This is a genomic window from Bacillus sp. SIMBA_008 (assembly GCF_046535495.1).
GTDB lineage: Bacteria > Bacillota > Bacilli > Bacillales > Bacillaceae > Bacillus > Bacillus subtilis.
Genome location: NZ_JAWRWL010000004.1, coordinates 155,826 through 182,179 on the forward strand (window position 1 = coordinate 155,826; position 26,354 = coordinate 182,179).

The window sequence follows — 26,354 nt, forward strand, 5'->3', positions numbered from 1 at the left end:
AGGAGAGATTATCATGACAACACCTTACAAACACGAGCCATTCACAAATTTCCAAGATCAAAACAACGTGGAAGCGTTTAAAAAAGCGCTTGCGACAGTAAGCGAATATTTAGGAAAAGACTATCCGCTTGTCATTAACGGCGAGAGAGTGGAAACGGAAGCGAAAATCGTTTCAATCAACCCAGCTGATAAAGAAGAAGTCGTCGGCCGAGTGTCAAAAGCGTCTCAAGAGCACGCTGAGCAAGCGATTCAAGCGGCTGCAAAAGCATTTGAAGAGTGGAGATACACGTCTCCTGAAGAGAGAGCGGCTGTCCTGTTCCGCGCTGCTGCCAAAGTCCGCAGAAGAAAACATGAATTCTCAGCTTTGCTTGTGAAAGAAGCAGGAAAGCCTTGGAACGAGGCGGATGCCGATACGGCTGAAGCGATTGACTTCATGGAGTATTATGCACGCCAAATGATCGAACTGGCAAAAGGCAAACCGGTCAACAGCCGTGAAGGCGAGAAAAACCAATATGTATACACGCCGACTGGAGTGACAGTCGTTATCCCGCCTTGGAACTTCTTGTTTGCGATCATGGCAGGCACAACAGTGGCGCCGATCGTTACTGGAAACACAGTGGTTCTGAAACCTGCGAGTGCTACACCTGTTATTGCAGCAAAATTTGTTGAGGTGCTTGAAGAGTCCGGATTGCCAAAAGGCGTAGTCAACTTTGTTCCGGGAAGCGGAGCGGAAGTAGGCGACTATCTTGTTGACCATCCGAAAACAAGCCTTATCACATTTACGGGATCAAGAGAAGTTGGTACGAGAATTTTCGAACGCGCGGCGAAGGTTCAGCCGGGCCAGCAGCATTTAAAGCGTGTCATCGCTGAAATGGGCGGTAAAGATACGGTTGTTGTTGATGAGGATGCGGACATTGAATTAGCGGCTCAATCGATCTTTACTTCAGCATTCGGCTTTGCGGGACAAAAATGCTCTGCAGGTTCACGTGCAGTAGTTCATGAAAAAGTGTATGATCAAGTATTAGAGCGTGTCATTGAAATTACGGAATCAAAAGTAACAGCTAAACCTGACAGTGCAGATGTTTATATGGGACCTGTCATTGACCAAGGTTCTTATGATAAAATTATGAGCTATATTGAGATCGGAAAACAGGAAGGGCGTTTAGTAAGCGGCGGTACTGGTGATGATTCGAAAGGATACTTCATCAAACCGACGATCTTCGCTGACCTTGATCCGAAAGCAAGACTCATGCAGGAAGAAATTTTCGGACCTGTCGTTGCATTTTGTAAAGTGTCAGACTTTGATGAAGCTTTAGAAGTGGCAAACAATACTGAATATGGTTTGACAGGCGCGGTTATCACAAACAACCGCAAGCACATCGAGCGTGCGAAACAGGAATTCCATGTCGGAAACCTATACTTCAACCGCAACTGTACAGGTGCTATCGTCGGCTACCATCCGTTTGGCGGCTTCAAAATGTCGGGAACGGATTCAAAAGCAGGCGGGCCGGATTACTTGGCTCTGCATATGCAAGCAAAAACAATCAGTGAAATGTTCTAAGCGGGACTAAATGGGCATCCTCCCTGCGGGGGTGTCCATTTCATCCATATACTATAAAAAAGAGGAGGAAGTGCCATAGAAAACACACAGCTGATTATTTCGATTTGTATTTATATGGCGGGAATGCTGCTAATCGGCTACTTTGCTTACAAGCGTACGTCGAATCTGACGGATTACATGCTGGGAGGACGCTCTTTGGGTCCGGCAGTAACTGCTCTCAGTGCCGGCGCTGCCGATATGAGCGGCTGGCTGCTAATGGGGCTTCCGGGCGCCATGTTTTCTACTGGTCTGAGCGGCGCTTGGATCGTCATCGGACTTTGCCTTGGAGCGTGGGCGAACTGGCTTTACGTCGCACCACGGCTGAGAACCTATACTGAAAAAGCGGGGAATTCTATTACAATTCCCGGATTCCTGGAAAATCGCTTCGGAGATCAAACAAAGCTTCTCAGACTGTTTTCGGGAATTGTCATTTTAGTCTTTTTCACGTTTTATGTATCGTCCGGAATGGTGTCCGGCGGCGTCTTATTCAACAGCATCTTGGGGATGGATTATCACACCGGCCTGTGGATTGTGACGGGTGTTGTTGTGGCATATACCCTGTTTGGCGGCTTTTTGGCAGTCAGCTGGACAGATTTTGTTCAGGGGATTATTATGTTTGCCGCACTCATTCTTGTGCCGATCGTTACGTTTTTCCACACGGGAGGAGCAGGTGATACAGTTGCTGAAATCCGCTCTGTAGATCCTGATATGTTTAATATTTTCAAAGGAACGAGCGTCCTTGGCATTATTTCTTTGTTTGCCTGGGGGCTGGGATACTTTGGCCAGCCGCATATTATTGTGCGTTTTATGGCGATAACGTCTGTCAAAGAGATCAAAAGAGCGCGCAGAATTGGGATGGGCTGGATGATTTTGTCTGCAGTAGGCGCAGTGCTGACCGGTTTGGGCGGAATCGCTTATTACCATCAGCGCGGCATGACACTGAAGGACCCAGAGACGATTTTTATTCAATTAGGGAATATCTTGTTCCATCCGATTATCACGGGTTTTCTGATTTCAGCGATTTTGGCCGCGATTATGAGTACAATTTCTTCCCAGCTGCTTGTGACATCAAGCTCTCTGGTAGAAGATTTGTATAAGTCGATGTTCAGACGCTCAGCTTCAGATAAAGAACTGGTGTTTTTAGGCCGACTGGCTGTTCTGGCTGTTTCAATTGTCGCGTTGGTTCTGGCTTGGGAGAAAAATAACACCATCCTTGGATTGGTCAGCTACGCGTGGGCGGGCTTCGGTGCATCATTCGGGCCAGTTGTACTGCTCAGTCTGTTTTGGAAACGAATGACCAAATGGGGGGCACTCGCCGGCATGATTGTGGGAGCAGCGACTGTAATCATTTGGGCGAATGCCGGTCTTTCGGACTTTCTGTATGAAATGATACCTGGTTTTGCTGCGAGTCTATTATCTGTCTTTTTTGTCAGCATATTGACGCAGGCTCCGTCACAAGCTGTCACAGACCAGTTCAACGACTACCAAGATACAATGTCGCAATAAAGATCGAAAGGAGGAGGAAGGGGCTGTCCCTTTTTCCTCTTTTCTCCTTTTAAGCGGCCATTTTTTTCTTTTGGAAACAAACGTATTTTTTTCTATACAAAAAGACCCCGTATGGATATGATTAAAGTAAAAAAAGTATAGGAGAAAAAGGTATGGAAGAGCTTTTAGAGAGAGTTTTTTCATTTTCAGATGTTGATAAACTGATTGATTTTATTAGCTATGAGCTGCAAAAGCCAGTGATACTGGAAAGCGCGGATTTCTTTTTGTTAGCCTATAATTCTTACTATATTAACCATTTTGATTCTGCCAACCAGCAGACTATTTTTTCGAAAAAGTGTCCGGTCCAGATTTTTGAGAGGTTTCTGAAGGACGGAATTATTGAAAAATTGAAAACAGAGCCTGAGCCTTTTCGCGTCAATAAAATTGAAAGCATTGGGTTAAACCAGAGGGTGGTCGTGAGTGCAAAGCACAAAGGGGAAGTCATGGGCTACATCTGGATTCAGGAGCTGGACCAAAATCTGACGGATGAAGAGCTCGACTTTTTGTACGAGACCTCCTTCCATGTCGGGAAAATCATTTATAAAACGAATAAATTGAAACAGGAAAAGGAAGAAAAAGCAGAGGATCTCATCAAACGGGCGATCTATCAGCAATTTACCTCTGAGAAGGAACTCAGACGGGAAGCTGAAAGGATCAACACTGTGCTGCCTTCCATGTTTTCAGTTGTTATCCTGCACGCCGCAAATGGGGATGGGGAAGCGGTTGAGGATTTAAAGGAAAATATCAGGTCGTACCTGAATTTACGGGATAAGGTCAGTCATGTCTTAACGATCGAATCAAACATTGTCATCGTCGTAGCGAGTTTTTCCCAAAAAAGCTCCGTCTCCTCAGCAGCTTCTGAGTTTATTAACAAGCTGTTAACACATTTTCACTTTCAAAAAATACCTACCCCTATTTATATCGGTATCGGAAACGAATATAATCACCTATTAAAACTTGGCAAGAGCTACACAGAAGCACTTGAAGTCATCAAAGCCGCAGAAATCACCGGCAATCAGGAAAACATTCCATATGAATATGCCAAACTCGGCATTTACCGCTATTTAGAAAGCATCGAACAGAAAAATGAATTTTTAGAATACGAGAATAAAGATTTAGCTTTATTAAAAGCAAAAGACGAAGAAAGCAGCACTGAGCTGCTCAAAACCTTGGAAATCTATCTCCTCAACAACTGCAAAACAAAACCAGCGGCAGAACAGCTGTTTATTCACCAAAATACATTGAATTACCGCATCAAACAGATTACTGAGATGACGTCGATCGATTTAAGCGATTTCAGAACGCGGTGCCAGCTCTATCTCGATTTGATGCTGATGAAAAAGAAATAAAAAAGAAACCAGTACTTGTACTGGTTTCGTCTTCACTTAAAATCCTCTGTAAACATACGGATCATCAGGTTTTTTAATGGTATTCCAGTCAGTTACTTTGACGACAGGGAGAGTTGACTTGAATGGCTGGTAATATTCTGAGGCCAGAGTGCCCTTAATGTGAATCCATTCATCATCCTTGATGTCCATGTCCTTCGGAAATTCCACAAGCATCCCGTACACGCCGGAATCAGCGATACAGTGAATGATGCCAAACCTTAATACGAACAGCTGATTTTTGTTAATTGCGTTTCCTTTGTAAGCAAATCCATGAAATTCTATCGTCCGTCCGAGAAATTCACCCGGATAGTTATAGATGGTTTCCATTCCTTTTAGGAAATCGTCATCGGTCAGAGAAATCTCTTTTTTGCTGGAATACTTATTAAACAGCTGTTTCATTTGTTTGTCATAGCTGTCTTGCGCGTAATAAAGGCTGGCATCAGGCCGCAAATACTGTGTTTGGGAGTAGTGATCTCCGCTCTCCATCGCCTTAAACGAGAACCCTTTTGTTTTGACTATGGATGAGTCAAGCGTTGCAATCGGGAAGAAGATGCCTGACACCAAAGGAAAAAGAAAAACAACATAAATCAAATAACGCTGATAAAATGGCTTGTTTTGTTCATGGTCATGCTCGTGATCATGGCCGCACCCGCAATCATGGTCATGGTGATGTCCGCTTTTTTCAGGCGACTTGATAAATAGATATGCTTGGACGGCGGTCAGAATGGCCAGCAGGAAGATCGCAATAAAGGAAAGATAGGCATATTTCATATTGATATATTTTGTTAGATTTCCTGAGGCATGCAGATGATAAAAGAAAAACGTAAATCCCATCAGCACCAATAAACGAAACATCCAATCACCCCTTTACCAGTAGTGATCCCGCTAAAACAATCACGACAATGTATGTAATCAGCAGGAAAACAAATCGTTTTTTGAAGGCCGCAAGCATCATCAATAGATTCTTAATATCCACCATTGCACCAAAGACGAGAAAGGCGATTAACGATCCTAATGAAAACGTGCTGCTGAAGGAAGACGCGATGAACGCATCAACTTCTGAACAAAGCGACAGGACAAACGCCAGACCCATCATCACGAGGGAAGAGGATACATCATTCTGCCCGATCGCAAGCAGAGTGGATGTTTTGACATACGTCTGCATAGCGGCTGCGATAAAGGCGCCGATGATTAAATATTTCCCCACGGAGAAAAATTCATCAATGGCATGCCGCAAGGTCCCGCCCAGTTTTTGGAGCAAGGTGCCGTGATGATGATGGTGGTGCCCGGGTTCATCAGGCTTTAAAAGCTGGTTATCCTTAAATTGATAGGATAAGATGACCCCGATGATCAGCAAAACGGCGAGAGCCAGTCCGCCTCTGTAAAAGACCACGCTCCATCTATTCCCGAACGCAATATAAGTAGAAAATAAAACGATAGGATTAATGATAGGCGCGGTCAGCATGAAAGCAACGCCCGCATGCAGAGGAACTCCCTTTAACAGAAGCCGCCTCGTAATCGGGATGATGCCGCATTCGCAGGCGGGAAATAAAACGCCGGCCAGCGCACCGAATAAAACGGCGAGAAAACGGTTTTTCGGCATGATTCTTGCAATCATTTCTTCAGAAACAAACATTTGAATGATTCCGGAAAGTATGACGCCAATCAGAATAAACGGAATGGCTTCTATTAAAATGCTGATAAAAATAGAATTCAGCTGAAGAAAAGATGATTGTGCTGTCACAATAAAACCTCCGCTCATGTTAAGCTGCCTTTCTTATGATACCAGAAAAAAAGGCACTGCTTGTTTGACGGAGGAAGGGAAAGGATCGTTTCACTTTGGTTAGGATTCCAAAAAACCGAGTAGGATACTGTCTGTTTCTGCAGCTTCTTTTCCGAGCCAAATCAGGTGTCCCCATGAGTGAAGCAAACAGAGAACAGCGCCACGAATGTGCTCTTTTGCATGATGTGCATGTGACAAGCCAACTAATCCATCATAAACACTTTGCATAATCAGCACGGGACATAAGATGGCTTGCAGGTCTTTTAAAGTTACAGCGGCGGTTTGTGACAAGTCAAGCAGAAATCCTTCACCCGAGCGCTGCCGGCTGTTCATTTTCCGAAATGCTTCTATGTCTTTTTCATCCATCAAGGACTTGATTCGCTGAAACGGAAGCGTGCTGAATTGGGGGCTCATAGCTCGAAACATCAAACCCGGGAAAGCGTTATTCAAAGAAGAAATCAGCTTCCATATCCACTTTTCCACCGGCGGGCGGAAGAGAATTCTCCCCAATTTATATTCAGTGTCTTTTGGGGTGAGCCACTCTTTGGTGACCGCGGATTGCAGGGTCAATGTATTTACTCTTTTCGGATAATGTGAGGCAAAGCATATGCCGCTCGGCCCTCCTGCTGAGATGGCGATCACATGGACACTCTCGATTTGTAAATGATCTAATAATTTCACATAGAAACGGCAGGCATTGGCAAGACTTTTTCCAATTTCTTTTGACGTCCGTCCATAGCCAGGCCTTGAAGGCGTAATGATGGAATACCCTTGCTCAATCAACGCTGTGTATCCGAATTCCTCGTAACAATTTGAATGCCCGCCATGCATGACAAGGATCGGAGTTCCCTTGCCTGTCACAGAATATTCTAGTGTACTGCCATCGAAGGTGATCGTTTCGACTCGTCTTTTCATCTGTTACTCCCATTTGTTTTTTGCCTATTATAGAGTTTTCAGCAATTGATCACAAGGTGAAGAAATGAATAAACACAGGCTCGTGAAATATGATATACTCTGTATTGATATTCATTCTCAATTAAAATGATTTGATATAGATGTGAACGGGAGGCAGGACGGATGGCTGAGAATCAAGAGGTATATGACGTTACGATTATAGGGGGCGGGCCGATCGGGCTGTTTACTGCTTTTTACTGCGGGATGCGGGAGCTGAAAACAAAGGTAATCGAATTTTTGCCGAAGCTCGGAGGGAAGGTGTCTTTATTCTTTCCTGAGAAAATCATTCGCGATATCGGCGGCATACCGGGGATTGCGGGAAAGCAGCTGATCGAGCAGCTGAAGGAGCAGGCGGCAACATTTGATCCTGATATCGTATTGAATCAGCGTGTGACCGGGTTTGAACGCCTGAATGACGGCACCATTGTACTGACGGGTTCTGAAGGGGAAAAGCACTATACAAGAACTGTGATTTTGGCTTGCGGCATGGGTACACTTGAGGTCAATGAGTTTGACAGCGAGGATGCGGCCCGATATGCGGGCAAAAATCTTCATTATGGAGTGGAGAAGCTCGATGCGTTTAAAGGGAAACGCGTGGTGATATCAGGCGGCGGAGATACTGCGGTCGATTGGGCTAATGAGCTTGAACCGATTGCGGCGTCTGTGACTGTCGTTCATCGGCGTGAGGAATTCGGCGGAATGGAAAGCAGCGTGACGAAAATGAAGCAATCATCGGTGCGGGTGCTTACGCCTTATCGGCTGGAGCATTTGAACGGAGATGAAGAGGGCATCAAAAGCGTGACCGTTTGTCATACTGAGTCTGGCCAGAGGAAAGACATAGAAATTGATGAGCTGATCATTAATCATGGCTTCAAAATTGATCTAGGGCCGATGATGGAGTGGGGGCTGGAGATTGAAGAAGGCAGGGTGAAAGCTGACAGACATATGCGGACGAATCTTCCGGGCGTGTTTGTAGCGGGTGACGCGGCTTTTTATGAAAGCAAGCTGAGATTGATTGCCGGCGGCTTTACCGAAGGCCCGACAGCGGTCAACAGTGCCAAGGCTTATCTGGACCCTAAGGCCGAGAATATGGCGATGTATTCCACCCATCATAAAAAATTGGTACATAAATAAAACAGCCCTTGGGGGAAAGGGCTGCCAGCCATCAGCTGTGAAGGAGCTTTTTCTGCGTCTGTTGATTCTGAATGAAAGCTAGCAATTCATCCTGTTCTTGTACAGCTGTGAATCCATAAGCTTCGGCAGCTGAGTCATCGCCTATACAGACGATAGGGGGCCGGCTTGCTGACAATTCCGGCGAAATGCCAATTTGTTCGCCACCATTGATCAATTGCTGAACGGACAGCTTGTTCGGGCAAATGACCATGTGCAGCGGGGATTCACTGATGGTACGCTGAATCATGTGGGTGAACCGGTCATCTATGACGTTTTCATGAGTGATATAAAACGAACAGGATTCATGCTTTTGCATGAATTCCACTGCATGGCGGCTCCCGACAACAAGACGTTTCTCTGAATCAGGTTGAATGGCGGTGACAAGAAAGCCCCGTTTCTCAAGCTCTGTCTTTGCTTGCTCAGATGCTGCACTCAGTTTGGCTGTCAGCTGGCGGATGTCGATTTTCTGAGAAGCCAGTGCTCTGAAAAATTCACAAACCGCTCGGCGCGATGTGAAAAAAACGTCTTCAAAGGTGCCAATCTTTCGAAGAATGTCTTCATTGACTGGCATGTTTTCGGTCCGCCATTTCGGCCACTCGATGACATCGGCGCCGGAATCGCGCAGCTTGTCTGCAAGCGGGTCTTCATCTTCGCCATGAGTCACAACCATCAAATGCCGTCCGATGAGCGGTTTGCTTTCAAACCAGCCGTGTGTTTGAAAGTTGACGATGTCTCCGATGACGATAATCGCAGGGTTTGTAATCTGGTGTTCCTGCACTTTTTGCTGAATGTTCTCAAGTGTTCCTTTCACACTCCGCTGGCGGCCCCACGTTCCCCATTGGATGACAATGACAGGGACAGAAGGCGATTTCCCGTATGAAATAAGCTGCTGGCAAATATAAGACAAGTTCTTGACACCCATGTAAAAAACAAGGGTTTGTACGCTTCGTGCAAGCCCTTCCCAGTCAAGGTTCGGCGTGCCTTTTAATGATTTATCATGCGCTGTAATCATGGCAAAAGACGATGCGAAATCCCGATGCGTGACGGGGATGCCCGCATATAGCGGCGCTGCAATTCCAGAGGTGATTCCCGGCACCATTTCATAGCGAATGCCGTGCTCATGAAGAGCATCTGCTTCCTCGCCGACTCTGCCGAATACGCTCGGATCTCCGCCCTTCAAGCGAACGACGGTTAACCCATTTAATGCTTTTTCAACCAGCAGGGCGTTAATTTCTTTTTGTTTCATAAAATGGCGGTTTGGCAGTTTTCCGCAATAAATAAACTGGCAGTCCGGTGATGCAAATTCGAGCAGCTTCGGGTTGGCGAGCCGGTCATATAAAATCACATCTGCTTCCTCGAGCGCCTGTTTTCCTTTGATGGTGAGCAGGCCTGGGTCGCCGGGTCCGGCTCCCACGAAATATACGATTCCGTTCTTCATGATCATGTCATCCTTCCGTCACTGTAAAAAATGAAGGACCACTAGAAAAGTGATCCGGTCTTTTGATCAATATACGAGATAAACATGTTCTCCTTCGATCAGCGTTTCATATGTTTTGACGCATCCGTGGTCAGGTTCTTGGACGATTCCGTCTTCTAAGGAAATTTTCCAGTCGTGCATCGGGCAGAAAACATATTGACCGCTGACGATGCCTTCTGCCAGGACGCCGCCCTTATGCGGACAGCGGTTTTCGATGGCGCGGATGCTTCCGTCTGAAAGCTTGAAAACCGCGAGCTCCTTATCTTCAATATACACTGTTTTGCCTAATTGTTCAGGCAATTCTTCAATTTTTCCGATACATACTTTTGTTACGTCTTTGTTTACCATGTCCATTCCTCCTCAATGATTGTTTTTGTCATTATGATGTGGTCACGACATTTTCAAATAATTCTTTTGAGGTTTGTTTATCCTCTAAAAAGTCTTTCCACGGATCCTTGTGGACAGAGAGTGTTTCATTCATTCGGTCGTTCAGCTCCTGCCGCTTTTGCGGATCGTTTAACACGGATTGGACATGGGATAAACCGACGCGCTCAAGCCATGCGGACGTACGCTCCAGATAGTTTGCGGTTTCCCTGTAATATTGCAGGTAAGCGCCTGCGTATTCTAAGACTTCTTCATTTGTTTTCACCTTCATCAGCAAATCGCCGGCACGCAAGTGGGTTCCGCCGTTTCCGCCGACATAAAGCTCCCAGCCTCCGTCGATGCCGACAACGCCAAGGTCCTTAATGCCGGATTCCGCACAGTTTCGCGGGCATGCAGACACGGCCATTTTGACTTTGTGCGGCGTGTTTAGCCCTTCGAATTTTTTCTCAAGCGCAATGCCCAGTGCCATGGAGTCTTGTGTGCCAAAGCGGCAGAATTGCTCGCCTACACAAGTTTTCACTGTGCGGAGCGTTTTTCCGTACGCGTAGCCCGACGGCATATCAAGATCTTCCCATACCTTCGGAAGGTCTTCTTTTTTCACGCCGATAAGATCAATTCGCTGGCCGCCTGTCATTTTCACGAGCGGGATCTCATATTTGTCAACGACATCGGCGATCTTGCGCAAATCTGTGGAGTTGGTCACGCCGCCGTACATCCGAGGAACGACTGAGTATGTTCCGTCTTTTTGAATATTGGCGTGCATTCGTTCATTAACAAAGCGGGATGTCCGGTCATCCTCGTATTTGGTTGGATTGATCATGCCTAAGTAGTAGTTCAGAGCGGGCCGGCATTTGGAACAGCCTTCTGGCGTTTTCCAGCCGAGCACATTCATGACTTCTCTTGTATGTGACAGCCCTTTGGCTTTGATTTCTTCTACGACTTCATCTCTTGACAATGTGGTGCAGCCGCAAATGGCTTCTTTTTGCGCTGACGCATCAAAGTCTGATCCGAGCGTATGCTGGAGGATTTCTTCTACGAGTGGCTTACAGCCTCCGCATGAGCGGGATGCGCCGGTGCATGCTTTGATTTCGTCCGTTGACGAGCAGCCCTTTTCCTGTATGGCTTGAATAATCGCACCTTTTGACACGCCGTTACAGCCGCAGATGATTTCATCGTCGCTCATCGCTGCGGTTATGCTTGTGCCTGCTTCTTGGCTGAGAGGCTGTAAGATTGATATTTTAGAGGTTTCAGAGATATCGGCTTCTTTTTGAATCATAGAAAACAGGCGGTTGCCTTCGTTGCTGTCACCGAATAAAACAGCACCGACAATTTGATTGCCTCTCAGGACTATTTTTTTATAGATGCCGTCCTGCTCATCGAAGACTTTAATCGCTTTTTTCTCCTCTGATTCGTTAAAGTCACCGGCAGAGAAGACCTCGACGCCTGATACCTTTAACTGTGTGGAGAGAACGGAGCCCTCATACGGTTTTGTTTCGATGCCGCAAATATGCTTCGCCAGCACTTTTGCCTGTTCATAGAGCGGCGCCACAAGCCCGTAGGCGATTCCGCGGTGCTCGGCACATTCGCCGACCGCGTAAATGTGCGGGATTTCAGTCTGCATATAATCATTGACGATGATGCCGCGGTTAACCGGAATGCCGCTCTCGGCGCCGAGTGTTGTATTCGGGCGGATGCCGACAGCCATGACGACTAAATCGGCTTCAATGCTTGTGCCATCTTTGAAGCGAAGGCCTTCGACACGGTCATCACCGACAATTTCTTCTGTTTGCTTTTCGAGTAAAAAGGTCATACCTTGTTTTTCTAACTCGTTTTGCAGCAGGCGTCCTGCCGTTGCATCAAGCTGGCGCTCCATCAGGAATGGGGCGAGGTGGATGACGGATACTTCCATGCCGAGATTCAGCAGTCCGCGAGCGGCTTCCAAACCAAGAAGTCCTCCGCCGATGACGGCAGCTTTTTTATATTGTTTTGACGCGGCGAGCATTGTGTCTGTATCTTTTATATCCCGGAAAGCTGTGACGCCTTTTTTGTCTGCGCCCGGAATCGGAAGGATAAAAGGGACCGAGCCTGTCGCCAGGATCAATTCATCGTAAGGCTGGATTCTGTCTGCATCTGTGATGACTGTTTTGTTTTCCGTGTCCACTTTGATGACTGTTTCATTTGTATACAATTGAATGTTGTTTTCTTCGTACCAGTCCCAATCGTTTAACGTAATATCTTTAATATCTGTATCGCCTTGAAGCACTTTTGACAAAAGGATTCGGTTGTAATTGGGATGCGGTTCGGCACCGAAAATTGTGATCTGAAACTCGTCTTTAGCAACACTCAGTATCTCTTCAATGGCCCTTACCCCGGCCATTCCATTACCAACAAGAACTAGCTGTTTTTTTCCCATCAGATGATCCGCTCCTTATCAATGTTTTTTCCAGCGTAGCACAGCAAAAAGGAATATTTAAGATACATGTTATAAAATGTAACAAAATATACGAAAAGTTCTAAAAATTTTATGAAAAATTTAAATAGGTCTGATTCGGACAGCGCATACCTTAAAACCGGGCATTTTACAGGCTGGATCTAAGGCTTCTCCGATTAAATCATTCACATTTTGAGCGTCTGCCCAATGGATGGGAACAAAAACAGTATCTTTTCTGATTTGTTCTGATAATTTGCTGCGGACGGTGATGCTTCCCCGCGGCGATTCTATTTTTACCAGTACACGGTCCTCGATATTGTAGGTCGCTGCTGTTTGCGGATGGATTTCCATAAACGATTCAAAATGTCTCGCGGCAAGGGCGGCGCTTTTTCTTGTTTGGACGCCTGTTAAGTAGTGAGACATGACTCTGCCTGTCGTTAAATAAAGCGGATAATCGGCTGTCGGCTTCTCTTTTGGAACAGATGGTTCGTTTGGAATCACACTTAATGCCGCTTTTTGATCCGGATGAGCAAATGATTCTGTAAACAAGCGCCCAGTTCCGGGATGATCAGATTCCGGACACGGCCAATGAATGCCGCCTTCACGTCTGAGCCTGTCGTATAAGATGCCTGAATAATCGGCAATCCCGCCTCGGCTCGCTTCTCTCAATTCATTAAAAATATCCTCCGCTGACGTATAAGAAAAGTAGCGGCCCTTGCCGAGAGCGGATGCGAGATCACAAATGATCTGCCAATCATGCTTTGCTTCGCCGGGACATGGCCGGCTTGCTTCTCTTAATGTCACGCGTCCTTCTACATTTGTCATGGTGCCTTCATCTTCTAAGTAAGAGGAGGCGGGTAAAATCACATCTGCGTATTTCGCAGTCTCAGAAATAAACAAATCGATTGCAACAAAGAATGTCAGTTTACGTAAAGCCTTTTTTACGAGATTCGCATTTGGACTGGAGACAGCAGGATTGGAGCACATGAGGAACAATCCCTTGATGTCGCCGTCATTGATTTTTTCCATCATTTCATAGGCTGAGACACCTTTTCGCGGCAGATCATCCTGATGGATTCCCCACACTTTCGCAACATGTGCCCGGTGTTGTTCGTTTTCAATAGATCGATAGCCCGGAAGCTGATCGGCTTTTTGGCCATGCTCTCTTGCACCTTGCCCGTTGCCTTGTCCGGTGATCGCCCCGTAACCTGAGTAAGGTGTACCGATTTTTCCTGTGATCAGCACCATGTTTAAGAAGCCTTTCACAGCCGCTGTTCCATCGGTTTGCTGTTCAATCCCGCGGGCTGTAAACAGCATGCCGGACGTTTCCTTGGCAAACTTTACAGCAGCTTTTCTTATATCCGCTAGGGGGACACTCGTCTGTTCGGCGATGTCATTCAGGTCCAACGAGTCAGTATGCTGCTTCAGCTCTTCGAATCCATTTGTTCGTGATTGAATGAAATCCTCGTTTATAAGCTGTTCGTCAATGATGATTTTGACGAGAGCGTTGGCAAGGGCGGCGTCTGTGCCAGGTTTGATTTTCAGATGAAGATCGGCGATTTTTGTTGTTGCTGTTTCACGCGGATCAATGGCAATGATGTAAGCTCCGTTTTCTTTCGCTTTTTCAAAATACGGCATAATCGTAGGCTGGCATTCCGCGATATTGGTGCCGGCCAGAATGATCACACGGGTGTGGGGAATGTCTGATAAGGGATTCGTTAAGCCTCTATCGGCTCCGAATGTTTGGTTGGCTGCGGTTGCTGCGGCGGACATACAAAGCCTCCCGTTATAGTCGATGTATTTTGTCTGTAAGCCCACCCGTGCGAATTTCCCTAACAAATACGCCTCTTCATTTGTAATCGAGGCGCTTCCGTATACCGCCATGGCGTCATGGCCGTGTTCTGCTTGGATCATTGTCACTTGGTCTTTAATGTAATTCAATGCTTCTTCCCAGGAAACAGGGATAAACTCGCCGTTTTTCTTCAGCAGAGGGCGGGTGATGCGAGAGGAGTTCAAGGCATGCTGGTGAGCATTCATGCCCTTCATGCATAGCCGACCCTGTGTCGTAGGATTATCAATCCCGATCGCAGTGTACTTTTTGCGCGTGACGATGGTTTGTTCCACGAGCTGCATTTTGCACTGCATGCTGCAAAACGGGCATTGAGTGTCATATGTTTTTTCTGATTGGACGTCTTGCTGTTTATCACGGAAATATCTAAGCAGTCGTTCAGTCAAAATGCCTCATCCTTTCTTATATGCACCCGTCTCTACAGTCGGGTTTTGAATCAGTGACAGATCTGTTTGGAGGCTTTCCAGCAGCTGTGCCCTTAGGTCTTCTTCGAATAGCACTTCTCTGATATGAACGATCCCGAGACGGTCTATCCACTGATGAACACCTTCTAAGTAATGAGCCGTTTCCCGATAATACTGGATCAGTCCTTTGATCATGCCGGCAGTGCTGTCTTCGTTCTCAGTCACGCAAAACAAAGCTCCTGAACGGGCATGAGTTCCCCGGACGCCGCCGATGTGAATGTCCCAGCCAGCTTGTGTCCGAATTGCGCCGACATCTTGCAGGGCGGCATCGGTGCAGTCAGTTTCACATGATAAGCTGATAGAAATGGGAGCGGGTAAGGGAAGCGTCTCAAGTTGTCTTTCGATTTGGGCTGCCAGCTGCTGAATCGATCGATTTTGCCCGCATGTACATGCTTTGATGCTTTGCAGCGTGTGTCGGTGTTCATTGGTGTAAACGGGCATTTTCAGATCTTTTTTCATGTTCGGGAGATCCGCAGGCTTGATCCCGGAAAGCTTCAGCCTTTGGCCGTGAGTGATGGATACGTCGGAAATGCTGTATGCCTCAATGATGTTAGCGATGGTTCTTAGCTGCTCCGCGTTTGTCCGCCCGCCGTACATTTGCGGAATCAGGATGCATGTCTCTTCAGTGGCTGGCTCAGGCTGTACAAACCCGGGGTACAGCATTTCCAGATAGTATTGAATCGCAGGAACACAAGTACTGCATCCGTTTTTTGTTTTCCAGCCAAGCTGGTTCATCACTTCTGCCGGATTAGTGAATGGCCTGCGCTGAAGCTCAGCGATGATGTCGTCTTCTGTAAAATCAGTACAGCTGCAAAACGAAAGTGTGCCGGCGGGCTTCGTATATTCGCTGTTGGTCATGTACCTCAAAAGGTCTTCAACGAGCGGTTTGCATCCCCCGCAGGACCCAGAGGCTTTGGTGCAGTGCTTGACTTCCTCAACAGTTGTTAAGCTTTTCGTGTTCACCGCATCTTCAATCGCGCCTTTCGTCACTGTGTTGCATTGGCAAATCGTTTCACTGGAAGGCATGGATTCAAATAAAGTGCTGCTTGTCTCCGGTTCGATGATCTGCTTTTTGACAATGGAGATGTCTCGTTGTTTAAGCAGGCTGTCGAGAAGCCGCTGCTTGTCACGGGTGTCTCCGAATAAAATAACGCCGGCCAGTTTGTCATCTACAAAAAGCGCTTTTTTATAAACGCCTGCTTGTTCGTCGTAGATTTTGATGCTCGTCGTGCGTTCATCCTCTTGGATCTTTCCTGCTGACCACACATCGATTCCAGCTATTTTTAACGCCGCAGATGGTGCTGAGCCTTGATATTCCTTACATGGAACGCCGCAAATATGACTGGCGAGAACTTTTCCCTGCTCATAAAGCGGAGCGACCAATCCGTACACCGTTCCGTTATGCTCAGCGCATTCACCAACGGCGTAGATATTCGGTTCGCTTGTCTGCATGAAGTCATTCACGATGATCCCGCGGTTCACTTTGATTCCAGCGGATACAGCCAATTCAATATTCGGTTTGACGCCGGCCGCCATCACAATCAAGTCTGCTTTTAATGAAGAGCCATCTTTAAAATGGATTCGGTCTGCCTTCGTGGCGCCGGAAATGGAGACGGTGTCTTTCTCCAAAAGAAAGGTTAGGCCTTTTTGTTCCAGCTCTGTTTGCAGCAGCCGCGCCGCTGTTTGATCGAGCTGTTTTTGCATAATGCCGGCGGAGTGGTGAATGACGCTGACATCCATACCGAGATGCTGTAAACCTACTGCAGCTTCCAGTCCTAATAAGCCGGCTCCGATTACCGCAGCCTTTTGAAAGTGCTGGGCCATGTTCATCAGCGCTTGGCAGTCTTCTATTGTCCGAAATCCATAGACACCTTTTTTGTCTGCCCCGGGGATAGGGAGAATATGAGGGGAGGAGCCTGTTGCCACTATTAATTTGTCATACGACAGAGTGCGTTTCCGATCTGTGATGACCTGCTGCTGATCTGTATCAATCTGAATAACCGTTTCGCCTGTGTAAAGCGTGATCCCGTGCTTGTCGTACCAATCCTTGCTGTTCAGTGTAATATCATCGAGTGACGCTTCACCCTGCAATACAGAGGATAAGAGAATGCGATTGTAATTGGGATGCGGCTCGCTTCCGAAAATGACAATCTCAAACATGTGGCGATTCAGCTTTAATACTTCTTCAATACAGCGGATTCCGGCCATGCCGTTTCCCGCTAACACCAATCTTTGTTTCTTCATGTATCAGACCTCCTTTGGCGAAGCTCGTAAGTTTTCTCCTATTAAAAATTATGTCACAATGCACTGTTAACGCATTAAACGTGTCACAAAAACTTACACATGTCTTTTCCAGAAAATAATGGTCCTATATCCTTGATTCAGAAAATGTAAAATAATGAGGGTCTAGAAAGGGGAATCTTATGAAGCTGTCGGAACTGAAAACTAGCGGTCATCCACTCACTTTGCTCTGTTCCTTTTTATACTTTGATGTCAGTTTTATGATATGGGTTATGCTTGGGGCGCTGGGTGTTTATATTTCTCAGGATTTTGGCCTGTCTCCTTTTGAGAAAGGGCTTGTCGTAGCTGTGCCGATTTTATCTGGATCTGTGTTTCGTATCATTCTTGGTATTTTAACGGACAGAATCGGACCGAAAAAAACGGCAGTGATCGGGATGCTGGTGACGATGATTCCGCTGCTTTGGGGGACATTCGGCGGCCGTTCCCTGACTGAGCTGTATGCCATCGGGATTCTGCTTGGCGTGGCGGGGGCAAGCTTTGCTGTAGCGCTGCCTATGGCCAGCCGCTGGTATCCGCCTCATTTGCAGGGACTTGCGATGGGGATTGCCGGAGCGGGGAACAGCGGCACGTTGTTTGCAACCCTGTTTGGCCCTCGTCTGGCAGAGCAGTTCGGCTGGCACATTGTCATGGGAATTGCGCTAATTCCATTATTGATCGTCTTTATTCTTTTTGTATCCATGGCAAAGGATTCTCCTGCACAGCCGGCTCCGCAGCCGCTCAAAAGCTATCTGCATGTGTTCGGGCAAAAGGAAACATGGTTTTTCTGCCTGCTGTACAGCGTCACATTTGGCGGATTTGTCGGGCTCTCAAGCTTTTTATCTATTTTCTTTGTTGATCAATACCAGCTGTCAAAAATTCACGCAGGGGACTTCGTTACATTATGTGTGGCGGCGGGGAGCTTTTTCCGGCCTGTCGGGGGCTTGATTTCGGATCGTGTCGGCGGCACGAAAGTTCTTTCTGTATTGTTTGTCATCGTGGCACTGTGTATGGCCGGAGTCAGCAGCCTGCCATCTCTTTCAATGGTTATTGTTCTATTGTTTGTCGGAATGATGGGGCTCGGAATGGGAAACGGCGCAGTATTCCAGCTCGTGCCGCAGCGTTTTCGCAAAGAAATTGGCATGGTGACGGGAATCGTCGGTGCGGCCGGAGGAATCGGAGGGTTTTTCCTGCCGAACATCTTAGGATCTCTCAAACAGATGACAGGCACATATGCTATCGGTTTTATCACGTTTTCCTGTATCGCGCTGCTGGCGTTTGCACTTGTGCTTGCCGCAGGCTATTACTGGCGGAAAAGCTGGAGCGCGGAAAGCAGCCCGGCGGATGTTTAGGATTTTGACGGACACGCGTTTGTGCGTGTCTTTTTTATTTTCTCTTGATTTTCAACAGTGAAAAGATCAAAATAAATAGTAATTATTACGATTTGTTAGCGAGAGGAGTTTTCTGAATGAATCAACATACGCTGCTCCCGAAAAAAACGGAGCGTCTTCAATACTTTGGATCGGTCAGTCCGATCAAAGGCGAGAAACCAGTGGAAAAAGAGAAAATGAAGGACCTGCAAAATATCAGGAAGGATTATTTTTTTGACATTCAGCATGTAGGTGTCGCTAATGTGTCCCATCCAGTCACAATCACTTCTGCCATGATGCCTGCCGAGCAAACAACGGCTGCGAACTTTACAATGACTTGTAATTTGCCGAGAAATCAGAAAGGGATTAACATGAGCCGGTTAACAGAGCTGCTGCAAGTCTATCATCAAAATGGCTGGATTCTCTCATTTTCCTCTCTTCAGCAATTTACGAAAGAGCTTGCAGAAAACATGGACACATCATCTGCCACAGTTGAAGTGAGGTTTCCGTGGTTTTTCGAACGGAAAAGCCCGAAGCTTGAGAAAGCGGGTTTGATGCATGCTGATATATTCATGTCTGTCACCTATCGCAAAGATCAGCCGTTTAAACAGCGTGCCGGCATCTCAGCAAAAGTAACGACTCTGTGCCCTTGCTCCAAGGAAATCAGCGAATACAGTGCCCATAATCAGAGGGGAACGGTCAGCATTTGGGCGGATATTCACCCGGCCGCATCGCTGCCAAGTGATGTTAAAGCTGATTTGCTTCACGCCGCAGAATCAAATGCTTCTGCGAGACTGCATCCGGTATTGAAGCGGCCTGATGAAAAAGCCGTGACAGAAACGGCCTATGAAAACCCGAGATTTGTTGAGGATCTCGTCCGGCTGATTGCTGCTGATTTGTTTGAGCTTGAATGGGTGTCGGCCTTTGAGATTGAATGCCGCAATGAAGAATCGATCCATCTCCACGATGCCTGCGCGAAGCTGCGTTTTTCGAAACAGGTGGATAGAATATGAAACGCTCATTATTCATTATTGCAGTTCTTGTGCCGGCCAGCCTGCTGTCAGCGTGTTCTTATCATACGGAAGAACACGCAAGTTTAAATACGAAGAAAACGGACGAGCACATGACGGCCGCCCGAAAACCAGAAAAAACAAGCATTGATTGGACAAAGCCTTCGGGCGGAGAATACCCGGATATTAAACAGAAGCATGTCTGGATTGATGTGAATGTGAAGGAGCAGAAGGCTTACATCAAGGAAGGAAGCAACACCATCTATACAATGATGATTTCTTCTGGTCTTGATCAAACAAAAGATGATGCTACGCCAAAGGGCACCTTTTATGTAGAGCCTGAACGGGGAGAATGGTTTTTCTCCGAAGGATACCAGGAAGGCGCAGAATACTGGGTATCATGGAAAAATCACGGTGAATTTTTATTTCATAGTGTGCCAATGACTAAGGATCAAAAAGTCATCAAAACGGAAGCAGAAAAACTAGGAACGAAAGCATCTCACGGATGTATCAGGCTGACCATTCCAGATGCGAAATGGGTATATGAAAATATCCCTGAACATACAAAAGTGGTGATCAGCTGAATTGAAAACCGTTGACAAAAAGGAAAAAAGACCATACAATTTAAATCGTAACAATTACGTTTTGTGATAAATGGCTTATCATTGTCTGTATCTGTGAAAAGCGTAAAGGCTAAGGATCTTGCTGTCATTGATCCCCATGAAGCGTCTCTTGAAAACTGGAGACGATACACAAGCCGCATTCTGATGAGATATTTGCGCTCTCCATCGGTTCAGCAACGCAAGTGGAGCAATTGCTTTATGCAAGCTGCGGTTTTCCGAATGTCGGCAAGGGCAGGGATTTGCGATGGGGAAAAGGATTAAACGCGGTTGGAGTCTTTACTGATTTAGAAATCGGGCGGCAGCGAGAAATGAGCGCGAAAAGCTGCTCTACACCATTGTACATACGGCGAAGTATTCAATTTAAATCGTAATCATTCTATTTTAATGGAGGCACTATTATGAAAAAAATTCCGGTTACCGTACTGAGCGGTTATCTAGGTGCGGGAAAAACAACATTGCTGAACAGCATTTTGCAAAATCGCGAAGGCTTGAAAATAGCGGTTATCGTAAACGATATGAGCGAGGTGAACATTGACGCGGGCTTGGTTAAGCAGGAAGGGGGCCTTTCCAGAACAGATGAAAAGCTTGTGGAAATGTCAAACGGCTGCATTTGCTGCACGCTTCGCGAAGACTTATTAATTGAAGTTGAGAAGCTGGCAAAAGACGGACGGTTTGATTATATCGTCATCGAATCGACAGGAATCAGTGAACCGATCCCGGTGGCCCAGACTTTCTCTTATATCGATGAAGAAATGGGAATCGATCTTACAAAATTCTGTCAGCTGGATACGATGGTGACAGTGGTTGATGCCAACCGTTTTTGGCATGATTATCAGTCAGGCGAAAGCCTTCTGGACCGCAAAGAAGCATTGGGGGAAGAGGATGAAAGAGAAATCGCCGACCTCTTGATCGATCAAATTGAGTTTTGCGATGTACTGATCTTAAATAAATGTGATTTGGTCAGCGAGCAAGAGCTCGAACAGCTTGAAAAAGTTCTTCGTAAACTGCAGCCAAGAGCCAAGTTCATTCGTTCCGTCAAAGGAAATGTAAAACCGCAGGAGATTTTGCATACAGGGTTATTTAACTTCGAGGAAGCGAGCGGATCGGCGGGCTGGATTCAAGAGCTGACGGCAGGCCATGCGGAACACACCCCGGAAACAGAAGAATACGGTATCTCTTCATTTGTATATAAGAGACGTTTGCCGTTTCATTCTACACGGTTTTATCAATGGATAGATCAAATGCCAAAGAACGTGGTTCGTGCCAAAGGAATCGTCTGGTGCGCATCTCATAACAACCTCGCTTTGCTGATGTCGCAAGCAGGTCCGTCGGTTACGATTGAGCCTGTATCTTATTGGGTGGCGGCGCTGCCGAAGCTTGAGCAGGAGCAAGTCAAACAGCAGGAGCCGGAAATCCTGGAGGAGTGGGACCCGGAGTTCGGCGACCGCCTAACGCAGCTAGTTTTTATCGGAACTGACCTGGATGAAGAAACGATCACGAAAGAGCTTGATCAATGCCTGTTGACTGAGTATGAATTTGATTCCGACTGGTCGCTGTTTGAGGACCCGTTTAAATGGAAGCTGAATCAATAGAAAAAAAGCCGTCCCATGGGGAACGGCTTTTTTTAATGAAACGTTTGTTTAAACATAATGAGCGTATTTTTTCTCAAGGATATTCTGAAAGACCGCGGCAATGGAGCAGATGGCCCAATAAATGAGAGCGGTCAGAATATACATGGTCATATAATCAAACTCTCTGCCCCCGATGATTTTCGCATGCTGGAGCAATTCCGGCACTGTAATCATCGCAGCGAGAGATGACGCCTTGATTAAGTCGAGCAATACATTGGCAAGCGGAGGCAGCGCAATACGTATCGATTGCGGCAAAATGATGCCCCTCATCGTCTGCCAATAGGAAAGACCCAGCGAGGATGCGGCTTCCCACTGTCCTTTTTCGACGGATGAAATGGCTGAACGGTTAATTTCCGCAATGTAGGCGGCGCTGTTAAGGCTAAAGCCGATTAAAGCAGCCGTGATAGCGGAAAATTGAATGCCGATATAAGGAAACCCGAAATAAAGGATAAACAAAATCACTAAAATCGGAACGCCCCGCATAAATGAGATATAGAGCTTCGCCGGCCATCTTAACAAAGCAATCTTAGACATTCTGGCGAGTGATATGAACAGGCCGATCACAGTTCCCGCAAACATGCTTACAAAAGAGATGAGCAGTGTATACCCAATGCCTTTTATGACATAAGGGAACGATTCAATAGCCAGCTTCGTGTTGAAAATATATTCCCATTGAATGCTATTGATCATGGCGTCCGATTACAAATCAACGTCCTGAACGTCGGCATCAATTTTTTTTGATACATCTGCTTTATTGAAGAATTGTTTCGACAGTTTAGTCAAAGAGCCATCCTTGCTCATCTCTTTCAATGCTTCGTTCATCTTTTTCTGAAGTGCCTCATTGCTTTTTTTCATGACAAGGGCCTGTTTGTTCGGCATGTACTTGATGTCAGGATGAATTGTAATGTTGAGATCCGGGAATGCCGCGAGCGCAAGTGTCTGCAGGTAATAGTCGTTTAAAATGACGTCAGTGCGTCCGTTGGCAACATCTTTTAAATATTGCTCATTCGTCGCATTATCATAAATCACTTCTTTGGCGCCGTATTTTCTCGCGACATCCATGTAGACGGTCGTAGCCGCGCCAGCCGCTTTCTTCCCTTTTAAATCCTTAAGCGTTTTAATCCCTGATAAATCGTCTTTTCGGACAATTGCCGTACCGTATGAATATTTATATGGAGTAGAAAATGCGAACTTCTTCTCGCGGTCCTTCGTCACATCGATGTCATTCGCGGCTGCGTCAACCTGTCCGCTGTTCACCGCTGTCAGCATCCCGTCAATGCCCATCTCCTTGAACTCAACCTTCAGTCCCAGGCGTTTTGCCGCTTCACGAACGACTTCAACCTCGTAGCCCGTCAGCTTATCGGAGCCAGAGTCGGTATCATGATAAGAAGTGGGATAAAGCGTACCTGATGTAGCGACTACGATTTTCCCTTTGTCCTTGATTTGCTCCCAGCCTGTATCCTTGGAATCGGCTTCATTTTTGCCGGAACAGGCTGCCAATATAAGAAAGAAAGCCATTGTGAAACTGAATATAACGGCTTTGGATTGCTTGAATGATTTCACCTATATTTCCCCCAATCTGTTAATCAACTAAAAAGATAGCATTGAACATAAGGGGTTGCAATATGTTGATCGCGTTTTCAAAAAGTTCGAATTGTGTATACAAAAGGCATAGTGGGTGTTTAATAGCGGCTATGAAGGGAATTGGTGATGAACAAAGGAGTTGTCCAAGGATGAATGCCCGACGTACCAAGGAAACACATATGGACGTGAAGGATGCAGTAGATCCGTTATTCCTCTATGCCAATACCGTAAGAAATGGTCAGAAGCATGAAATCGATCTTCAGAATAAATTTAAGTCTTGCTGATGCCCCTAAGACATATGATATATCCGATGAGAAAGAAAATGGAAACATTTAAACCATAATGGGGAGTCAAATGAATATTTACAAACCAGCCGGATTTTGGATCAGACTTGGAGCTGCATTGTTAGACTATATTATAGTCTCCGTGCCGCTTTTGCTGATCTATTGGCTGATTACAGGAAAAGACCCAAACGACAGCATGTTCATCAGTTTGGTTGTTCTGCTGTATTCTATTTTGCTGCCGGTGTTTTGGCGCGGTTATCTTATCGGAAAAAGGATCTGCGGAATCAGAATCGTAAAAAAAGACGGATCACAGGTCAGTCTGTTAACAATGTTTTTACGGGTTATTGTAGCCGGCCTGGTTTACGTTATAACCTTCGGACTCGGCTTGATCGCCAGCCTGATTCTGATTGCCGTACGAGAAGACAAACGGACCCTGCATGATTTAATCGCGGGAACATATGTCACTTATGCGACACCAGGTGAAGAAGAACTTAATGCTGACGAAGAGATTAGAAAGAGCGAATAATGGTTCGCTCTTTTTATTTTTATGCATAAAAAATACAAGGCAGCAAAACATATGAAAAATAGGATTGGAGGAATAAACTGGATGAAACGAATAACCATCAACATTATCACAATGTTCATTGCAGCGGCTGTCATTTCTCTGACCGGTACAGCTGAGGCCGCTGAAAAACAGCAGCAGCCACCCGCAAATGTTACACTGACAGATCAGCAAAAGAAAGAGATTGAACAACTGGAAGCAGAGATTCTTAAAAAGCGCAAAGACGTGATCTCAAAGTATGTACAATACGGTATCCTGCCTAAAGAAAGAGGAGAACACATCAAAAATCACTTGGACAAACACTTTGAAATGATGAAACAAAACGGCTTTGTTCCAAAGCACCATCCTCATCCGCATAAATTTGAAAAAAGACATTAAGATGGAAAGCATCCAATGGGAATTGGGTGCTTTTGCGTTATTTACAGGTAGGCAATATTAGCTGAGCTGTTCCGCGACTAACATCGAGTTGATATGAAACGCGTTTCATAGCCTATGATAGGTTTATCAATAATTCAGGAGTGATAAACACTATGATCCACCAGCATCCAGAATCTTTTCCGAAACATTTTTTGTGGGGCTCTGCTTCTGCAGCGTACCAGATTGAAGGCGCTTGGAATGAAGATGGCAAAGGCCCTTCTGTTTGGGATGTGTTTACGAAAATACCGGGCAAAACGTTTAAAGGAACCAATGGCGAGATTGCGGTTGACCATTATCACCGATTTAAAGAAGATGTCGCTCTGATGGCTGAGATGGGGTTAAAAGCATATCGATTTTCCGTCAGCTGGCCACGGGTTTTTCCAAAAGGAAAAGGAGAGATCAATGAAGCAGGTCTAGCGTTTTACGATAGTCTGATTGATGAATTGCTTTCTCATCACATCGAGCCGGTTCTGACTTTATATCACTGGGATTTGCCTCAAGCGCTTATGGACGAATACGGCGGGTTTGAATCCAGAAACATCATAGAGGATTTTAATCACTACTGTATTACTCTTTATAAACGTTTTGGAGACAGGGTGAAATATTGGGTTACGTTAAACGAACAGAACTACAATTTTAATCACGGATTTATTACAGCCATGCATCCGCCTGGAGTGAAAGACAGAAAACGATTTTACGAAGCAAATCATATTGCGTTTCTGGCTAATGCAAAAGCCATCGAATCATTTAGAGAATATGTGCCTGAAGGCAAAATAGGTCCTAGCTTTGCTTATTCTCCGGCTTACCCTTTATCAAGCCATCCAGAGGATATACTGGCATTTGAAAACGCCGAAGAATTTATGAACAATTGGTGGCTTGACATGTATTGCTGGGGAACCTACCCACAAATTCCATTCCGCTACTTGGAAAAACAGGGATGGGCGCCGACAATTGAAGCAGGAGATATGGACCTGCTCGCCAAAGGGAAGCCTGATTTTGTAGGTGTCAATTATTATCAGACGATCACCTATGAACGAAATCCGCTTGATGGTGTGTCAGAAGGGAAAATGAATACGACAGGCCAAAAGGGAACCAATCAGGAGACGGGGATACCCGGAGTGTTCAAAACGAAAAAAAATCCGCATCTGACAACGAGCAACTGGGATTGGACAATTGACCCAATTGGGCTGCGTATCGGTCTTCGCCGAATTACAAGCCGCTATCAGCTTCCAGTGTTTATAACAGAGAACGGTTTGGGTGAATTTGATAAAGTTGAGGACGGCACTGTACAGGATGATTATCGAATTGATTATTTGCGTTCGCATCTTGAGCAATGCAGACAAGCCATCAGTGACGGTGTCGATTTAATCGGCTATTGCAGCTGGTCGTTTACTGATCTGTTAAGCTGGCTGAACGGCTACCAAAAAAGATACGGATTTGTATATGTCAATCGTGATGAAGAAAGCACATCCGATTTAAAACGCTTGAAGAAAAAAAGCTTTTATTGGTATCAAGATGTCATCAAGACAAACGGAGAAAGTTTATAAA

At 46.0% G+C, this 26,354-nt stretch carries 22 protein-coding genes and 1 pseudogene; 13 read left to right on the forward strand and 10 right to left on the reverse strand.

The annotated features are described in order from the left end of the window. Window positions 1–13 precede the first annotated feature (13 nt). The 3 genes from pruA to putR all read left to right on the forward strand — a co-directional run bounded on the left by pruA (window position 14) and on the right by putR (window position 4,494). Entirely contained in the window at window positions 14–1,561 is a 1,548-nt protein-coding gene (gene pruA / locus SB658_RS14935; protein WP_003234655.1) for an L-glutamate gamma-semialdehyde dehydrogenase, read from the forward strand. Window positions 1,562–1,651: 90 nt separating this feature from the next. Then, window positions 1,652–3,106, forward strand: a complete 1,455-nt coding sequence (gene putP / locus SB658_RS14940) for a sodium/proline symporter PutP (protein WP_072175235.1) — start codon at window positions 1,652–1,654, stop codon at window positions 3,104–3,106. Between the two features lie 152 nt (window positions 3,107–3,258). Then, complete coding sequence (gene putR, locus SB658_RS14945) at window positions 3,259–4,494, forward strand: proline utilization transcriptional regulator PutR (protein ID WP_003234651.1); 1,236 nt, start codon at window positions 3,259–3,261, stop codon at window positions 4,492–4,494. A 36-nt stretch (window positions 4,495–4,530) separates the two neighbouring features. Here putR and SB658_RS14950 read toward each other — a convergent pair whose 3' ends face one another. From SB658_RS14950 to SB658_RS14960, 3 genes are all read right to left on the reverse strand, one after another. Continuing rightward, window positions 4,531–5,388, reverse strand: a complete 858-nt coding sequence (locus tag SB658_RS14950; protein WP_003234649.1) for a TIGR03943 family putative permease subunit — start codon at window positions 5,386–5,388, stop codon at window positions 4,531–4,533. Between the two features lie 4 nt (window positions 5,389–5,392). Then, window positions 5,393–6,277, reverse strand: coding sequence for a permease (locus SB658_RS14955; RefSeq protein ID WP_144500914.1), 885 nt, complete (start codon window positions 6,275–6,277; stop codon window positions 5,393–5,395). Between the two features lie 99 nt (window positions 6,278–6,376). After that, the gene (locus tag SB658_RS14960) at window positions 6,377–7,231 is read right to left on the reverse strand and encodes an alpha/beta fold hydrolase (protein ID WP_069963972.1); all 855 of its coding nucleotides are present in this window, start codon (window positions 7,229–7,231) and stop codon (window positions 6,377–6,379) included. 162 nt (window positions 7,232–7,393) lie between these two features. On the opposite strand from SB658_RS14960, the gene ffoR reads away from it, so the two are divergent. Beyond that, on the forward strand, window positions 7,394–8,404 hold the full coding sequence (gene ffoR, locus SB658_RS14965; RefSeq protein ID WP_029727065.1) for a ferredoxin--NADP(+) reductase: 1,011 nt from the start codon (window positions 7,394–7,396) through the stop codon (window positions 8,402–8,404). A gap of 31 nt (window positions 8,405–8,435) precedes the next feature. Here the strand turns inward: ffoR and cobA are convergent, their stop codons facing one another. The 5 genes from cobA to nasB form a co-directional block, all read right to left on the reverse strand. After that, window positions 8,436–9,887, reverse strand: a complete 1,452-nt coding sequence (gene cobA / locus SB658_RS14970) for a uroporphyrinogen-III C-methyltransferase (protein WP_080348067.1) — start codon at window positions 9,885–9,887, stop codon at window positions 8,436–8,438. A gap of 60 nt (window positions 9,888–9,947) precedes the next feature. Beyond that, entirely contained in the window at window positions 9,948–10,268 is a 321-nt protein-coding gene (nirD, locus tag SB658_RS14975; protein WP_003246252.1) for a nitrite reductase small subunit NirD, read from the reverse strand. Between the two features lie 31 nt (window positions 10,269–10,299). Beyond that, complete coding sequence (gene nasD, locus SB658_RS14980) at window positions 10,300–12,717, reverse strand: NADPH-nitrite reductase (RefSeq protein ID WP_144500915.1); 2,418 nt, start codon at window positions 12,715–12,717, stop codon at window positions 10,300–10,302. Window positions 12,718–12,837: 120 nt separating this feature from the next. Continuing rightward, window positions 12,838–14,970 carry an assimilatory nitrate reductase catalytic subunit NasC gene (gene nasC / locus SB658_RS14985; protein ID WP_144500916.1) on the reverse strand — a complete coding sequence of 711 codons (2,133 nt, stop codon included), beginning with the start codon at window positions 14,968–14,970 and terminating at the stop codon, window positions 12,838–12,840. A gap of 6 nt (window positions 14,971–14,976) precedes the next feature. After that, window positions 14,977–17,292 carry an assimilatory nitrate reductase electron transfer subunit NasB gene (gene nasB, locus SB658_RS14990; protein WP_144500917.1) on the reverse strand — a complete coding sequence of 772 codons (2,316 nt, stop codon included), beginning with the start codon at window positions 17,290–17,292 and terminating at the stop codon, window positions 14,977–14,979. 179 nt (window positions 17,293–17,471) lie between these two features. On the opposite strand from nasB, the gene SB658_RS14995 reads away from it, so the two are divergent. From SB658_RS14995 to zinU, 5 genes are all read left to right on the forward strand, one after another. Beyond that, a complete protein-coding gene (locus SB658_RS14995; RefSeq protein WP_015252853.1) occupies window positions 17,472–18,677 on the forward strand; it encodes an MFS transporter in 1,206 nt (401 codons plus the stop codon). A gap of 116 nt (window positions 18,678–18,793) precedes the next feature. Beyond that, window positions 18,794–19,708: a GTP cyclohydrolase FolE2 gene (folE2, locus tag SB658_RS15000; RefSeq protein WP_144500918.1), complete on the forward strand. Its 915-nt coding sequence runs from the start codon at window positions 18,794–18,796 to the stop codon at window positions 19,706–19,708. Then, window positions 19,705–20,289 carry a L,D-transpeptidase gene (locus tag SB658_RS15005; RefSeq protein ID WP_032730538.1) on the forward strand — a complete coding sequence of 195 codons (585 nt, stop codon included), beginning with the start codon at window positions 19,705–19,707 and terminating at the stop codon, window positions 20,287–20,289. Before folE2 ends, SB658_RS15005 begins: the two co-directional genes overlap by 4 nt. A gap of 230 nt (window positions 20,290–20,519) precedes the next feature. Further along, window positions 20,520–20,699 carry a hypothetical protein gene (locus SB658_RS15010; protein ID WP_032677541.1) on the forward strand — a complete coding sequence of 60 codons (180 nt, stop codon included), beginning with the start codon at window positions 20,520–20,522 and terminating at the stop codon, window positions 20,697–20,699. A 27-nt stretch (window positions 20,700–20,726) separates the two neighbouring features. Continuing rightward, the gene (zinU, locus tag SB658_RS15015; RefSeq protein WP_024572175.1) at window positions 20,727–21,920 is read left to right on the forward strand and encodes a zinc metallochaperone ZinU; all 1,194 of its coding nucleotides are present in this window, start codon (window positions 20,727–20,729) and stop codon (window positions 21,918–21,920) included. A gap of 48 nt (window positions 21,921–21,968) precedes the next feature. Here zinU and SB658_RS15020 read toward each other — a convergent pair whose 3' ends face one another. After that, window positions 21,969–22,649, reverse strand: coding sequence for an amino acid ABC transporter permease (locus SB658_RS15020; RefSeq protein WP_086343438.1), 681 nt, complete (start codon window positions 22,647–22,649; stop codon window positions 21,969–21,971). Window positions 22,650–22,658: 9 nt separating this feature from the next. Beyond that, a complete protein-coding gene (locus SB658_RS15025) occupies window positions 22,659–23,522 on the reverse strand; it encodes a transporter substrate-binding domain-containing protein (RefSeq protein WP_086343439.1) in 864 nt (287 codons plus the stop codon). A gap of 160 nt (window positions 23,523–23,682) precedes the next feature. On the opposite strand from SB658_RS15025, the pseudogene SB658_RS15030 reads away from it, so the two are divergent. From SB658_RS15030 to bglC, 4 genes and pseudogenes are all read left to right on the forward strand, one after another. Then, a pseudogene (locus SB658_RS15030) lies at window positions 23,683–23,879 on the forward strand (hypothetical protein). Window positions 23,880–23,897: 18 nt separating this feature from the next. Next, a complete protein-coding gene (locus SB658_RS15035) occupies window positions 23,898–24,353 on the forward strand; it encodes an RDD family protein (RefSeq protein ID WP_064672016.1) in 456 nt (151 codons plus the stop codon). An 81-nt stretch (window positions 24,354–24,434) separates the two neighbouring features. Then, window positions 24,435–24,767 carry a YckD family protein gene (locus SB658_RS15040; protein WP_015252849.1) on the forward strand — a complete coding sequence of 111 codons (333 nt, stop codon included), beginning with the start codon at window positions 24,435–24,437 and terminating at the stop codon, window positions 24,765–24,767. A gap of 152 nt (window positions 24,768–24,919) precedes the next feature. Next, complete coding sequence (gene bglC / locus SB658_RS15045) at window positions 24,920–26,353, forward strand: 6-phospho-beta-glucosidase (protein WP_029727076.1); 1,434 nt, start codon at window positions 24,920–24,922, stop codon at window positions 26,351–26,353. Window position 26,354: the final 1 nt, after the last annotated feature.